The organism is Actinosynnema sp. NPDC020468, from assembly GCF_040642015.1.
Lineage (GTDB): Bacteria > Actinomycetota > Actinomycetes > Mycobacteriales > Pseudonocardiaceae > Actinosynnema.
This window is the reverse complement of the sequence record NZ_JBFAEO010000075.1, coordinates 1-15,639: the sequence shown is the minus strand read 5'-3', so window position 1 is coordinate 15,639 and position 15,639 is coordinate 1. Positions and strand designations below refer to the sequence as shown.

Genomic DNA, 15,639 nt, shown 5'->3' with positions numbered 1-15,639 from the left:
AGTGGCTGACGAAGACAAACTCCGCGACTACCTCAAGCGCGCGATCGCGGACGCCCGCGACGCCCGCGCGCGGCTGCGCGAGGTCGAGGACCGGCGGAACGAGCCGATCGCGATCATCGGCATGGCGTGCCGGTACCCGGGCGGCGTGCGGTCGCCGGAGGACCTGTGGCGGCTGGTGTCCGACGGCGTCGACGCGATCACCGGGTTCCCCGTCAACCGCGGCTGGGACCTCGACGGGCTCTACGACCCCGACCCGGCCGCCGTCGGCAGGTCCACCACCCGGCACGGCGGCTTCCTGCACGACGCCGACCTGTTCGACGCGGACTTCTTCGGCATGTCACCGCGCGAGGCCACCGCCGCCGACCCGCAGCAGCGCCTGCTCCTGCACACCGCGTGGGAGGCGTTCGAACGCGCCGGCATCGACCCCACGTCGACCCGGGGTTCGAACACCGGCGTCTTCACCGGCTTGATGTACCACGACTACGGCTCGCGCCCGCACCTCCCGCCGGAGGACTACGAGGGCTACCTGTTCAGCGGCAGCGCGGGCAGCATCGCCTGCGGCCGGCTGGCCTACACGTTCGGCCTCGAGGGTCCGGCCGTCACGGTCGACACCGCGTGCTCGTCGTCGTTGGTGGCACTGCACCTGGCGGCGGACGCGTTGCGGCGCGGCGAGTGCGACCTGGCGCTGGCGGGCGGTGTCGCGGTGATGTCGACCCCGGTGCCGTTCCTGGAGTTCTCGCGGCAGCGCGGACTCGCGCCCGACGGCCGGTGCAAACCGTTCGCGGCGGGCGCGGACGGCACGGCCTGGGCCGAGGGCGTGGGACTGCTGCTGGTCGAACGGCTGTCCGACGCGACGCGCAACGGGCACGAGGTGCTGGCCGTGCTGCGCGGGTCGGCGGTCAACCAGGACGGCGCGTCGAACGGCCTCACCGCGCCCAACCGGCAGTCGCAGGAGCGGGTGATCCGCCGGGCGCTCGCGGTGGCCGGGTTGACCGGCGCGGACGTCGACGCGGTGGAGGCGCACGGCACCGGCACGGTGCTCGGCGACCCGATCGAGGCCCAGGCGCTCCAGGCGGTCTACGGCCGCGGTCGCGCCGAGCCGCTGTGGTTGGGCTCGCTGAAGTCCAACATCGGCCACGCCCAGGCGGCGGCCGGCGTCGGCGGTGTGATCAAGGTGGTCGAGGCGATGCGGCACGGCGTGCTGCCCAGGACGCTGCACGTGGACGAGCCGACCGGGCACGTCGAGTGGGCCGACGGCGGGGTCGCGCTGCTCACCGAGGCCAGGCCCTGGCCGCGTGCCGACGAGCCGCGCCGGGCCGGGGTGTCGTCCTTCGGGTTCGGCGGCACGAACGCGCACGTGATCATCGAGGAGCCGCCGCCCGTGCCGGTCGCCGACCCGGTCCGGCTGCCGGCGGTGCCCTGGGTGCTGTCCGCGAGGTCGCCGGCCGCGCTGCGCGAGCTGGCCGACCGACTGTCCACTGTGGAGGAAGAACCGGCGGCGGTCGCGCACACCCTCGCGCTGGGCCGGGCCGCGCTGGAGCACCGGGCCGTCGTGGTCGGCCGGGACCGCGCCGAGTTGCTGGCCGGGTTGCGCGACCTGCCGCTCACCGGCGCGCGGCGCGCGGGCCGAACCGGGTTCCTGTTCACCGGCCAGGGCGCGCAACGGCGTGGCATGGGCATGGGCCTGTACGAGGCCTACCCGGCGTTCCGCGCGGCGTTCGACGCGGTCTGCGCCGACCTCGACCCGCTGCTGGGCGGCCCGCTGCGCGCGGTGATCACCTCCGGCGAGGACCTGGACTCCACCGGGTGGACCCAACCCGCGCTCTACGCGGTCGAGGTGGCGCTGTTCCGGCTGCTCGAGTCCTGGGGCGTGCGACCGGACTTCGTCGCCGGCCACTCGATCGGCGAACTGGCCGCGGCCCACGTCGCGGGCGTGCTGTCGGCGGCCGACGCGGCGGCGCTGGTCGCCGCACGGGCCCGGTTGATGGCCGCCCTGCCCGCCGGTGGCGCGATGGTGGCCGTGCGGGCGACCGAGGACGAGGTGCGCGCGCTGCTGGTCGACGGCGTTGCGCTCGCCGCGGTCAACGGGCCGGACTCCGCGGTGCTGTCGGGCGAGGAGACCGCCGTGCTCGCCGCCGCCGGGCGGTTGGCCGAGCGGGGCCGGAAAACCCGGCGGCTCACCGTGTCCCACGCCTTCCACTCGGCCGCGATGGATCCGATGCTGGCCGAGTTCGAGCGGATCGCGGCCGGGTTGACCTACCACGCGCCGGCCATCCCCGTGGTGTCCACGGTGACCGGCCGGATCGCGGTCGGCGACGACCTCCGCACGGCCCGGTACTGGGCGGACCAGGTCCGCCACCCGGTGCGCTTCGCCGACGCCGCGAGGACCTTGGTCGCCGAGGGCGTCACGACGCTGCTGGAGCTCGGGCCGGACGGCGTGCTGTCGGCCCTGGTGGACGACGCGGTCCCGGTGCTCCGGGCCGGCCGCGACGAGCCGACCACCGTGCTGACCGCCCTGGGCCACGCGCACACCCGCGGCGTCCCCGTCGACTGGTCGACCCTGCTCGCGGGCATCGGCAAGGCCGACCTGCCGACCTACCCGTTCCAGTCGACCCGGCACTGGCTGGAGCCCGTCGCCGCGACGACGGGCCCGGCCGGTCTCGGTCTCGACCCCACCGGGCACCCGGTGCTCGGCGCCGCGATCCGCCGGGCGGACGGCGGTCTGCTGCTCACCGGACGGCTGTCCACCACCGGACAACCGTGGCTGCTCGACCACGTCGTCCACGACGCGGTGGTGTTCCCCGGCACCGGACTGCTGGACCTGGCGCTCGTCGCGGGCACGGCGGCGGACTGCCCGGTGGTCGCCGAGCTGACCATCGCCGCGCCGCTGGTGCTGCCCGCCGACGGCGGGGTCGGGCTCCAGGTCGTGGTCGGCGAACCGGACCCGTCGGGTGGTCGCGCGCTGGAAATCCTGTCCACTGTCGACGGTGAGTGGACCTCGCACGCCACCGGTCGGCTGACGGCCGCCGACACGCACCCGGAGAACCTGGGGGAGTGGCCGCCACCGGGCGCGGTGGAGGTCGACCTCACCGGCGCCTACGAGGAGTTCGCCGCGCGCGGCCTCCGCTACGGCCCGGCGTTGCGCGGCTTGCGCCGGGTGTGGCGGGCGGGCCCGACGACCTTCGCCGAGGTGGCCGCGCCGGAACCGGGCCTGGTCGGCCGGCACCCGGCGCTGCTGGACGCGGCGCTGCACTCGTTGCTCCCCGGCGACGGGCCGACCCGGGTGCCCTTCGCGTGGTCCGGTGTCCGGGCGCACGGCGCGGGCGGCGCGGTGCTGCGCGTGCGGCTGTCCGGTGGTGACGCGCCGTCGGTGCTGGTGGCCGACGCCTCCGGCGCGCCGGTGCTGACCGCGGACGCCGTGACGCTGCGGGAGATGTCCCGCGACGCGGTCCGCTCGACCGACGGTCTCTACGCGGTCGACTGGGTGCCGGTCCAGGCCGGCCGGGAGCGGTTCGAGGCGGAGGTCCTGCGGCTGGGCGCCGAGCACGACGTCCGGCACGTGCTCGCCGAGGTCCGGTCCGCCCTGGCCGCCGGCACGAACCTGGTGGTGGTGACCGAGGGCGCGGTGGCGGTCGGCGCGGAGGACGTGCCCGACCTGCACCACGCGGCGGTCTGGGGGCTGGTGCGGTCCGCGCAAACCGAGAACCCCGGCCGGTTCGTGCTCCTGGACCGCCCGGGCGACCTGCTGGACGCGGCGCTCGCCACCGGTGAGCCGCAGGTCGTCGTCCGCGACGGCGGGATGCTGGCGCCGCGGCTGGTCCGCGCGTCCCGGGGCGAGGGCACGGCACCGCGCTGGGACCGAGGCACGGTGCTGATCACCGGCGCGACCGGGACCCTGGGCGCGATCGTGGCCCGCCACCTCGTGGCGGCGCACGGCGCGCGCCGACTGCTGCTGCTCAGCAGGCGGGGCACGGACGCGCCCGGTGCGGACGCCCTCGTCGCCGACCTCACGGCGTCGGGCGCGGAGGTCACGCTGGTGGCGTGCGACGCGGCCGACCGGGCGGCGCTGGCCTGTGTGCTGCGCGACCACCTGGTGACCGCGGTCGTGCACGCGGCGGGCGTGCTGGACGACGGCGTGGTGGCGACGATGACGCCGGAACGGCTCGACCGCGTGCTGCGGCCCAAGGTCGACGCCGCCTGGAACCTGCACGAGCTGACCGAGAACCTCGAGGCGTTCGTGCTCTACTCCTCGCTCGCGGGTCTGCTCGGCACCGCGGGCCAGGCCAACTACGCGGCCGGCAACACCTACCTCGACGCGCTGGCCGCCCACCGCCGGGCGAACGGCCTGCCCGCGACCTCGCTCGCGTGGGGGCTGTGGGCGCAGGACAGCGCGCTCACCGGCGACCTGGGCGACGTGGAGCGGAAGAGGGTGGCGCGCCTGGGTCTTCGGCCGCTGCCGACGGACCGGGCGGTGGCGCTGTTCGACACCGCGGTCTCCTCCGGCGCGCCCGCCCTCGCGCTGACCGTCGTCGACCGGTCGGTCGTGCTGCCGGACGAGGCGTCGCCGCTGCTGCGCGGGCTGCTGCCCCGGGCGGTCCGCGCGCCGGAGTCGTCGTCCGCGCTGGACCTGGTGCGCTCGCACGTCGCCGCCGTGCTCGGCCACGACGACCCGGCCGCGGTCGACCCGGACCGGGCCTTCCGCGAACTCGGGTTCGACTCGCTGACCGCCGTGGAACTGCGCAACCGCCTCAACGCCGCGACCGGTCGCGCGCTCCCGAGCACGCTGGTCTTCGACCACCCGAACGCGGCCGCGCTGGCCGCCCACCTGGAGGGCGGCACGACCGCCCGCACCCCGGTCACGGCGGTCGCCTCCGACGAGCCGATCGCGATCGTGGGCATGGGGTGCCGGTACCCGGGCGGGGTGCGCTCCCCGGAGGACCTGTGGAGGCTCGTCGCGGACGGTGTCGACGCGATTTCGGAGTTCCCGGTGAACCGCGGGTGGGACGTGGAGTCGTTGTACGACCCGGATCCTTCGCGCGTGGGCACGTCGTACACCCGGCACGGCGGGTTCCTGCACGACGCGGACCTGTTCGACGCCGAGTTCTTCGGGATGTCGCCGCGCGAGGCGATCTCGACCGACCCGCAGCAGCGGCTCCTGCTGGAAACCGCGTGGGAGGCGTTCGAGCACGCGGGCCTCGACCCGGCCGCGTTGCGCGGCTCGAACACCGGCGTGTTCACCGGCGCGATGTACCACGACTACGCGTCCCGACTGCCCTCCACGCCGCCGGAGTACGAGGGATTCCTGATGTCCGGCAACCTGTCCAGCGTCGTCTCCGGCCGGCTCGCCTACACGTTCGGCCTGGAGGGGCCGGCGCTGACGGTCGACACGGCCTGCTCGTCCTCGTTGGTGGCACTGCACCTGGCGGCCGACGCGCTGCGCCGGGGCGAGTGCGACCTGGCCCTTGCGGGCGGCGTCGCGGTGATGTCCTCGCCGGTGGCGTTCGTGGAGTTCTCCCGGCAGGGCGGGCTTTCCCGGGACGGCCGGTGCCGGTCGTTCGGCGCGGGAGCCGGTGGCACGGGCTGGTCGGAGGGCGTCGGTCTGCTGCTGGTGGAACGGTTGTCGGACGCGCGGCGCAACGGTCACCGGGTGCTCGCGGTGGTGCGCGGGAGTGCCGTGAACCAGGACGGCGCGTCGAACGGGTTGACCGCGCCCAACGGTCCGGCGCAGGAGCGGGTGATGCGGCAGGCGTTGGCGACGGCGGGACTGGAACCGTCCGATGTGGACGTTGTGGAAGCGCACGGTACCGGCACCACGTTGGGTGATCCGATCGAGGCGCAGGCGTTGATCGCGACCTACGGTCAGGACCGGGAAAGCCCGTTGTGGTTGGGGTCGTTGAAGTCCAACATCGGTCACGCCCAGGCCGCCGCGGGTGTCGGCGGGGTGATCAAGATGGTGCAGGCCATGCGTCATGGTGTGCTGCCGAAATCCCTGCACGCGGACGAGGCGTCGCCGCACGTGGCGTGGGAGTCGGGCGCGGTCGAGCTGCTGACCGGTGCACGGGAGTGGCCCGCCGACCGGACCCGCCGCGCCGGGGTGTCGTCGTTCGGGATCAGCGGCACCAACGCGCACGTGATCCTGGAGGAGGGCGACCGGGAGCCGGCGGCGGAGCGGACCGGGTTGCCCGCCGTGCCGTGGGTGCTGTCCGGCAAGACGCCGGAAGCCGTGCACCGGCAGGCCGAACGGCTGCTGACCGCCGTCGCGGACCGGCCGGACGTGGACGTGGCGTCGACGCTGGCGGGCCGGACGGCGTTCGAGCACCGCGCGGTCGTGGTGGGTCGCGACCGCGCCGAACTCCTCGCCGGACTGCGCTCGCCGAGCGTGGCGCGGGTCGGCGGCCGGACCGCGTTCCTGTTCACCGGTCAGGGTTCCCAGCGCGCCGGCATGGCGATGGGGCTGCACCGCGCGTATCCGGTGTTCCGGGACGCGTTCGACGCGGTGTGCGCCGAGCTCGCCGGGATCGGCGTGCGGGAGGCGGTGGACACCGGCGTCGGGTTGGACGAGACCGGCGTGACGCAGCCGGCGCTGTTCGCGGTGGAGGTGGCCCTGTACCGGCTGTTCGAGTCCTGGGGCGTGCGACCGGACCACGTGATCGGCCACTCGATCGGCGAACTCGCCGCCGCGCACGTGGCCGGCGTGCTGACCCTCGCCGACGCCGCCGCGCTGGTCCGGGCCAGGGCCGGGCTGATGCAGGAACTCCCGCCCGGTGGCGCCATGATCGCGGTGCGGGCGGCCGAGGAGCAGGTCCGGCCGCTGCTCACCGAGGGCGTGTCGATCGCCGCGGTCAACGGCCCGACGGCGGTCGTGCTGTCCGGCGATGAGGAACCCGTCGTGGCCCTCGCCGAACGGCTCGGCGGCAAGTACCGCCGGCTGACCGTGTCGCACGCGTTCCACTCGCACCGGATGGACGGCATGCTCGCGGACTTCCGGGAGGTCGCCGCCGGGTTGACCTACCGGCCGTCCGCGATCCCGCTGGTGTCCACGCTCACCGGCCGCGTCGAACCCGTGCTGGACGCGGACCACTGGGTGCGGCAGGTCCGCGAGCCGGTCCGGTTCGCCGACGCGGTCCGCGCGGTGCCCGAGGGCACGGTGTTCCTGGAGATCGGCCCGGACGCGGTGCTGAGCGCGCTCGTGCCGGACGGCTCGCCGGCGGTGCCCGCGCTGCGCCGCGACCGGCCGGACACCGTGACCGCGCTGTCCGCCCTGGCCCGGCTGCCCGAGGTGGACTGGGCCGCCGTCCTCGCGGGTTCCGGCGCGCGCCCGGTCGACCTGCCCACCTACCCGTTCGACGGCCGCCGCTACTGGCTGGAGGCGCCGGCGGCGGGCGCGCCGCACGCCACCGGCCACCCGCTGCTGGGTCCGGCGCTGGCACTCGGTGACGGCGGCACGGTCTTCACCGGCCGGATCTCGGTCGAGGACCACCCGTGGCTGGAGGCGCACACCGTGCACGGCGCGGTGGTGCTGCCCGCCTCCGCCCTGGTCGAGATGGTGCTGCGGGCGGGCGCGGAGGTCGGCGCGACCGCGCTGGCGGACCTCGTCGTCACCGCGCCGCTCGTGCTGCCGGGGCAGGGCGCGGTCCGGGTTCAGGTCAAGGTCACCGCGGCCGACGGCCCGGTCACCGTGCACGCCCGGCCCGACGGCGGCGACCACCCGTGGACCCTGCACGCCGAGGGCCGGCTGTCGGTCGACACCGAGGTCCCGACCCGGCACGCGCCGGTCGGCCCGGAAATCCGACTGCCCGGCGACCTGCTCGCCGAGGCGGCCCGGTACGGCCTGCACCCGGCGCTGCTCGACGCCGCCGTGCGCACCGACGACGAGCTGTTCCCGGTGCGCTGGCAGGGCGTCCGGCTGCACGCGCACGGCGCGGTCGCGGTCCGGGTCACCGAATCCGGGCCCGGTGTCGCACTGTCCGATGTGGACGGAGCGCCGGTCGTCACGGTCGACGCCCTGACCCGGCGGCCGATCGAGCCCGAGCAGGTCGCCGCCGTCGACGTCGCGTGGCGGGTCGACTGGGTGCCGGCGTCCGCCGCGACCCCGGTCGACGTCACCGACGTGCGGCTGGTCCGGTGGCCCGTCGCGCCGGCGGGCGTGGCCTCGGCCCACGCGGCGCTGGAACGGGGGTTGGCCCTGGTCCACGAGCTGACCGGGGAGGGTCGGGTGGTCGTGCAGACCGCGCGCGGCGACCTGGCTGGCGCGGCGTTGCGCGGGCTGCTCCGGGCCGCGCAGGCCGAGACCCCCGGCCGGATCGTGCTCGTCGACGCCGACACCCCGGACGTGCCGATCGCCGGGATCGTCGGCCTGGGCGAACCGGAAGTGGCCGTGCGGCAGGGGAAAACCCTGGTGCCCCGGCTGCACCGGGCGGCACTGCCCGAGGTCGCCGACCTCGACCCGGACGAGACGGTGGTGGTCACCCGCGCCGACCTCGCCCGGCGGTTGGCGACCCGGCACGGCCTGCGCCGGGTGGTCGTCCTGGACTCCGGACCCGCGCCCGACCTCCCGGCCGGGATCGAGTTCCTGGAGTGCGACCTCGCGGACCGGGCGGCGGTGGCCGACGCGCTCGGCCGGGTGCCGGACCTCCGGGTGGTGGTGCACGCGGTCGACCCGGCGGAGGAGGCCGTGCTCGCCGACCTCTCCCGGTCCCGGCTGGACCGCGCCGTGCGGCGGGGCGTCGACGGCGCGTGGCACCTGCACGAGCTGACCCGCGACCTGCGGGCGTTCGTCCTGGTCGCCGACCCGGCGGGGTTGCTCACCGCGCACGGCCACGCGGTGGACGGCGCGACCACCGCGTTCGGCGAGGCGCTGGTGGCGCACCGGCACACCCTCGGCCTGCCCGCGACCTCGCTCGTGTGGGGCGACGTGCCGATCGAGCCGTTCCTCACCGCCGACTCGGCCGTGGTGGCAGGCGTCCGCCGACCCGCGGGCGTGCTGCCGCCGCTGTTCAAGGACGTCCTGCGCGCACCGGCGACGCGGCCGGCGCCGGTCGAGTCGCTGGCGACCCGACTGGCCGGCCGGGACGACGACGAACGCCGCCGGCTCGTGCTCGACCTGGTCCGCGCCGAGGTCGCGGGTGTCCTCGGGCACGAGGCGCCCGGCGCGATCGGGGCGGACCGACCGTTCCAGGAACTGGGTTTCGACTCGTTGACCGCGGTCGAGCTGCGCAACCGGCTGATCGGCGCGACCGGCCTCGCGCTGCCCGCCACGCTCGCCTTCGACCACCCGTCACCGGCCGCGGTCACCGGGTTCGTGCTCGGCCTGGTGGTGGACCGGGCTCCGGCGCTCGCCGAGCTGGACGCGCTGGAGACCGCCGTCGCCTCGGCCGCGCCCGATGACCTCGATCCCGAACTCGCCACCCGGCTGCGGATCCTCCTGGCCCGGCTCACCGCCGAGGCCCGACCCGCCGAACCCGACCTGATGTCGGCCTCGGTGGACGACATCTTCGCCCTCATCGACACCGAATTCGGTCGCCGAGCCGACTGACAGCCAGGAGATCCCGGATGACCAACGAGGACAAGCTCGCCGACTACCTGAAGTGGGTGACCGCGGACCTGCGGAAGGCCCGCAAGCGGATCGCCGAACTGGAGGCGGGCGAGGACGAGCCGGTCGCGATCGTCGGCATGTCGTGCCGGTTCCCCGGCGCGGCAGACCCGGACGAGCTGTGGCGACTGGTGGTGGACGAGCGCGACGCGATCACGCCGTTCCCCACCGACCGCGGCTGGGACCTGGAGGAGCTGTACGACCCGGACCCGGCCAAACCCGGCCGGATCTACATCCGGGACGGCGGTTTCCTGGCCGGCGCCGCCGACTTCGACGCCGCGTTCTTCGGCGTGTCACCGCGCGAGGCGCTGTCGATGGACCCGCAGCAGCGCGTGCTGCTGGAAACCGCGTGGGAAGCCCTCGAGCACGCCGGGATCGACCCGCGTTCGCTCAAGGGCAGCAAAACCGGTGTGTTCGCCGGACTGGTCGAGCAGAGCTACCTCGACCTGGACGCGCCCGCCGAGTTCGAGGGCTACCAGATGACCGGCAAGCTCAGCTCGATGGCGTCCGGCCGGATCGCCTACACCCTCGGCCTGGAGGGACCGGCCCTCTCGGTGGACACCGCGTGCTCCTCGGCGCTCGTGGCGCTGCACCTCGCGGTCGCGTCGGTCCGGTCGGGCGAGTCCACGCTCGCGCTGGCCGGCGCGTCCTACGTCGCCGCGCACCCCGGCGGGTACATCGACGGCTCGCGCCAACGCGGTCTCGCGCCGGACGGCCGGTGCAAGCCGTTCGCCGCCGCGGCCGACGGCATCGGCTGGTCGGAGGGCGCCGGGCTGCTGGTGGTGGAGAAGCTGGCCGACGCCCGCCGGCACGGCCACCGGGTGCTGGCGCTGGTGCGGGGCAGCGCGGTGAACCAGGACGGCGCGTCCAACGGGTTGACCGCGCCCAACGGCCCGTCGCAGGAACGGGTGATCCGGGAGGCGTTGCGCACGGCCGGGCTCACCGCGGCCGACGTCGACGCGGTCGAGGCGCACGGCACGGGCACCAGGCTCGGCGACCCGATCGAGGCGCAGGCGCTGCTCGCCACCTACGGCCAGGGCAGGCCCGAGGGACGGCCGCTGTGGTTGGGCTCGCTGAAGTCCAACGTCGGCCACGCGCAGTCCGCCTCGGGTGTCGGCGGGCTGGTCAAGATGGTCCAGGCGCTGCGGCACGGCGTGCTGCCGAAAACCCTGCACGTGGACGAGCCGACGCCGTTCGTGGACTGGTCCTCGGGCGCGGTCGAGCTGCTCACCACCGCGCGGCCGTGGCCGGACACCGGGAAACCCCGGCGCGGCGCGGTGTCCGCGTTCGGTGCGAGCGGCACGAACGCGCACGTGATCCTGGAGCAGGCCCCGCCCGAGGAGCCCGACGACGCGCTGCCGGCGCGGACGCTGCCGGCCGTGCCGCTGGTCGCCTCCGCCGCCTCGCCGAACGCCTTGCGGGACCAGGTCTCCCGACTGTCCACAGTGGAGGGAAGGCGGCTGGACGTGGCCTACTCGGCGGCCACCACCCGCGCGGCGCTCCACCACCGCGCGGTGCTCGTCGGCGATCGGGAGGTCGTCGGCGTCGCGGGCGAGCCGGGTCGGATCGCGTTCGTGTTCCCCGGCCAGGGCAGCCAGTGGGAGCGGATGGCCGTCGACCTGCTCGACACCTCCGAGGTGTTCGCGGGCCAGATCGCCCTGTGCGCCAAGGCGTTGGAGCCCTACGTCGACTGGTCCCTGGAGGACGTGCTCCGCGGCCGGGAGGGCGCGCCGGGGTTGGCCGCGCTGGACGTGGTGCAACCCGCGCTGTTCGCGGTGATGGTGTCGCTGGCCGCGTTGTGGCGCTCCTACGGCGTGCGGCCGGACGCCGTGATCGGGCACTCCCAGGGCGAGGTCGCCGCCGCGCACGTGGCAGGCGCGCTGTCCCTGGAGGACGCGGCCCGGGTCGTCGCGCTGCGCAGCCGGATCGCGCTGGACCTCCAGGGCACCGGCGGCATGGGCGCGATCGCGCTGCCCCGCGCCGACGTCGAGGCCCGGCTGGCGAAGTGGGCGGGCGCGCTGTCGATCGCGGTGGAGAACGGGCCGAACTCGGTGCTCGTCGCGGGCGAGCGGGACGCGTTGGCCGAGCTGATCGCCGAGTGCCGCGCGGACGGCGCCCGGACCAAGCGGTTCGACACCGACTTCGCCTCGCACTCGGCGCAGGTCGAGGCGGTCCGCGACCGGCTGCTGGCCGCGTTCGCGCCGATCCGGCCGACCGGCGGCGTGATCCCGTTCTTCTCCACGGTCACCGCCGACTGGGTGCAGGCGGCCGGGCTCGACCCCGAGTACTGGTACGCGAACCTGCGCCGGACCGTGGAGTTCGCCCGCTCCGTCGAGGCGCTCGCGGGCCAGGGCTACGGGGTGTTCGTGGAGATCAGCCCGCACCCCGTGCTGACGCCGTCGATGCGCGAGATCCTCGGCGACGACCCGGTGGTCACCGGCACGCTGCGCCGCGACGACGGCGACGCCGACCGGTTCCTGACCTCGCTCGGCGAACTGTGGGTCCGCGGCGTCCGCGTCGACTGGGAGGAGGCGTTCGCCGGCACCGGCGCCCGGCGGGTCCCGCTGCCGACCTACCCGTTCGAGCACGAGCGCTTCTGGCACGAGCGCGGCGCGGAGTCGCTCGACGTCGACGGCCTCGGCCTGGTCGCGGCGGCCCACCCGCTGCTCGGCGCGGCCGTCGCGGTGGCCGGTGGCGACGAGGTGCTGTTCAGCGGTCGGGTGGCCGCGCGTACGCACCCCTGGCTCACCGGGCGGGCGGCGGTGACCGCGTTGGTGGAACTGGCTTTCCGGGCCGGCGACGAGGTCGGCTGCACGGCCGTCGACGCGCTGACCGTCCGCGCGCCCCTCGTGCCGCCCACCACCGGCGGCCTCCAGGTGCAGGTGCGGGTCGGCGCGCCGGACGTGGCGACGGGTCGGCCGTTCACCGTGCACAGCCGACCGGAGAAGGACGACGGGGTGTGGGCGCTGCACGCCGAGGGCCGGCTGAGCGTGCGCGGCGCGGGCGCGCCCTTCCACCTCGCCGACACCGCCGCCGAGGTGGTGCCGGACCTCGGGGTCGACGCCACCCGGTTCGGCCTGCACCCCGTGCTGCTGGCCGCCGTGCTGGAGGCGGTGGAGGGGGTCGCGGTGGAGTGGCGCGACGTCCAGCTGCACGCCACCGGCGCCACTGCGGTGCGCGCGGAGGTCCGGCACCTGGCCGCCGACCGGTACGCGATCCGGCTGGCCGACCGCGCCGGCCGTCCGGTCGCCACGATCGGGTCCGTCCGCGTCGACCCCGACCCGGTCGGCGACCCGACCCGGGTGCACGACGCGCTCCTCCGGCCGCTCTGGGTGCCGACCGCGCTGGCCGAGGCGACCGGCGAGGTGCGCTACGACCTGGTCCGGGTGGACACCGACGAGGACGTGGTGGCGTCGGCGCACCGCACCACCCGGCGGGTGCTCGACCTGGTGCGGGAACGGCTCGCGAGCGACCGGGAGCGGCCGCTGGTGTTCGTGACGCGCGGCGCGGTCGCGGGCGTCACCGATCCGGGCGCGGCCGCCGTGTGGGGCCAACTCCGGTCCGCGCAAACCGAGAACCCCGGCCGGTTCGTGCTGGTGGACGACGAACCCGGCGCCGACGCGCTGATCGCCGCGGTCGTGCAGGCGGGCGAGCCGCAGGCGGCGATCAGGGCGGGCCGGGTGCTCGTGCCGCGGCTGCGCCGGACGCCCGCGCCGACCGGGCCGCTCACCTGGAACCCGACCGGCACCGTGCTGATCACCGGCGGCACCGGCACCCTGGGCGGCCTGTTCGCCCGGCACCTCGTCCGCGCGCACGGCGTGACGAACCTGCTGCTGGTCAGCCGGCGCGGTCCGGCCGCACCCGGCGCGGACGCGCTGGCCGCCGAGCTGACCGGGCTCGGCGCGTCGGTCACCGTCGCCGCGTGCGACATCGCCGACCGGACCGCGCTCGCCGCGCTGCTGGCCTCCGTGCCGGCGGCGCACCCCGTCACCGGCGTGCTGCACGCGGCGGGCACCCTGGACGACGGGCTGATCTCGGGCGTGCGGCCGGAGCGGCTGGAAGGCGTGCTGCGACCCAAGGTCGACGCCGCGTGGAACCTGCACGAACTCGTCGGCGACGTCGAGGCGTTCGTGCTGTTCTCCTCGCTGGCCGGCGCGATCGGCGGCGCGGGCCAGTCCAGCTACGCGGGCGCGAACACGTTCCTGGACGCGCTGGCCGAGTACCGGGTGGCGCTCGGCCTGGCCGGCACCTCCGTCGCGTGGGGCCTGTGGGCCGAAACGGTCCTCGCGGGCGACCTCACCGAGGCGGACGTCCAGCGCATCGCCCGGGCCGGCTACCCGCCGATCGAGTCCGACGACGGACCCGCGCTGCTGGACGCCGCGATGCGCCTGGGCCTGGCGAACGCCGTGGCGACCCCGCTGAACGTGCCCGCCCTGCGCGAACAACCCCGCCAGGTGCCCGGTGTGCTGCGCGACGTGGCCCGGATCGCGGTGCGCCCGGTCGCCCGCAACACCGACGTCCCGGCCGTCACCGGCCTCGCCGGACTGTCCGAAGTGGACCGTCGGGCGAAGGTGCTCGAGCTGATCCGGGCCGAGGTCGGCGCGGTGCTGGGCCTGGCGTCGCCGGCGGCGGTCGCCGACGACCGGCGGTTCACCGACCTCGGGTTCGACTCGCTCACCGCCGTGGAACTGCGCAACCGGCTGGGCGCGCTGGTCGACGTCCGGCTTCCGGTCACGCTCGTGTTCGACCACCCGACACCCGCCGCGCTCGCCGACTTCCTGCTGGGCTCGCTCGGCGGCGAGCCGGAACTCGACCTGGCCGCGGAGGTCGTGCTGGCCGACGACATCCGGCCGGCCGCGGAAGTGGTCACCGCGGTGGCCGACCCGACCGAGGTGCTGCTGACCGGCGCCACCGGCTTCCTCGGCGCGTACCTGCTCCGCGACCTCATGCGCACCACGTCCGCGCGGGTGCACTGCCTGGTGCGCGCCGAGAGCCAGGAGGCCGCGCGGGCGCGGTTGTGGGACGCGCTGGAGTGGTACCGGATCGCCGACGACGTCGACCCGGACCGGCTCGAGGTGGTCCTCGGCGACCTGGCGAGCCCGGCGCTCGGTCTCACCCCGGAGCACTTCGACGTGCTGGCGCGCACCGTCGACGTGGTCTACCACCCCGGGGCGGCGGTGAACTGGGTGCAGCCGTACGCGGTGGTCAAACCGGCCAACGTGACGGGCACCGAGGAAATCCTCCGGCTGGCCGCCCGGCACCGCACCGTGCCGGTGCACTACGTGTCGACGCTGGGCGTGTACGTCGGCCGGGACACCGCCGGCGTGCCGATCCGGACGACCGACCCGACCGGGCCCGGCAACGCGCTGCCCACCGGGTACACCCGGAGCAAGTGGGTCGCCGAGCAGGTGGTGGAGCTGGCCCGGGAACGCGGACTGCCCGTCTCGGTCTACCGGATCGACCTGATCGCGGGCGACGAGACCACCGGCGCCTGCCAAACCCGGGACTTCGTGTGGTTGAGCCTCAAGGGCCTGATCCAGGCGGGCGCGATCCCCGGCGACATCCCGGTGCGGTTCCGGCTGATGCCGGTGACCTACGCCAGCGCCGCGATCCTGCGCGTCTCCCGCGAACCGGCCGGCCGGACGTTCCACGTGTGCGGCCACACCGACCTGGCGTTCGCCGACATGGTCGCGGAACTGCGCGCGGCCGGCTACCCGCTCGCGGAACTGGACTGGGACACCTGGCGGTCGCGGGTGATGTCCGATCCGGACAACGCGATGGTCCCGCTGATGGACGCGTTCGAGGTGATGGCCGCGAACCCGGACACGTTCTACCCGCCGATCGACGACGCGGAAACCCGGGAGGCGTTGGCGCACACCGACATCCGCTGCCCGCCTGCCACCGCCGAGCTGTTCGCCCGGCACGTGCGCTTCTTCGTGGAGGCGGGCTACTTCCCCGCGCCGTGACCCCTCGTGGGGGGGGGGGGCGCGCCCCCCCCCCCCCACAACCCCCCCCCGCGCACCCCAGACGGCCAACAAGAAACCAAA

Annotated in this window: 2 protein-coding genes; both read left to right on the top strand. The window is 75.5% G+C overall.

The window, feature by feature from the left end; translation table 11 throughout:
• Window position 1 precedes the first annotated feature (1 nt).
• Window positions 2-9,535 carry a beta-ketoacyl synthase N-terminal-like domain-containing protein gene (locus AB0G50_RS33905; protein WP_360117449.1) on the top strand — a complete coding sequence of 3,178 codons (9,534 nt, stop codon included), beginning with the start codon at window positions 2-4 and terminating at the stop codon, window positions 9,533-9,535.
• A 17-nt stretch (window positions 9,536-9,552) separates the two neighbouring features.
• Window positions 9,553-15,558 (top strand): thioester reductase domain-containing protein, encoded by a 6,006-nt coding sequence (locus AB0G50_RS33900; protein ID WP_360117447.1) that lies wholly within the window; start codon window positions 9,553-9,555, stop codon window positions 15,556-15,558.
• Window positions 15,559-15,639 lie beyond the last annotated feature (81 nt).

Bases quoted from the DNA above. Each gene is read 5' to 3' on its own strand.
- AB0G50_RS33900 (WP_360117447.1), top strand. From the start codon at position 9,553: ATGACCAACGAGGACAAGCTCGCCGACTACCTGAAGTGGGTGACCGCG.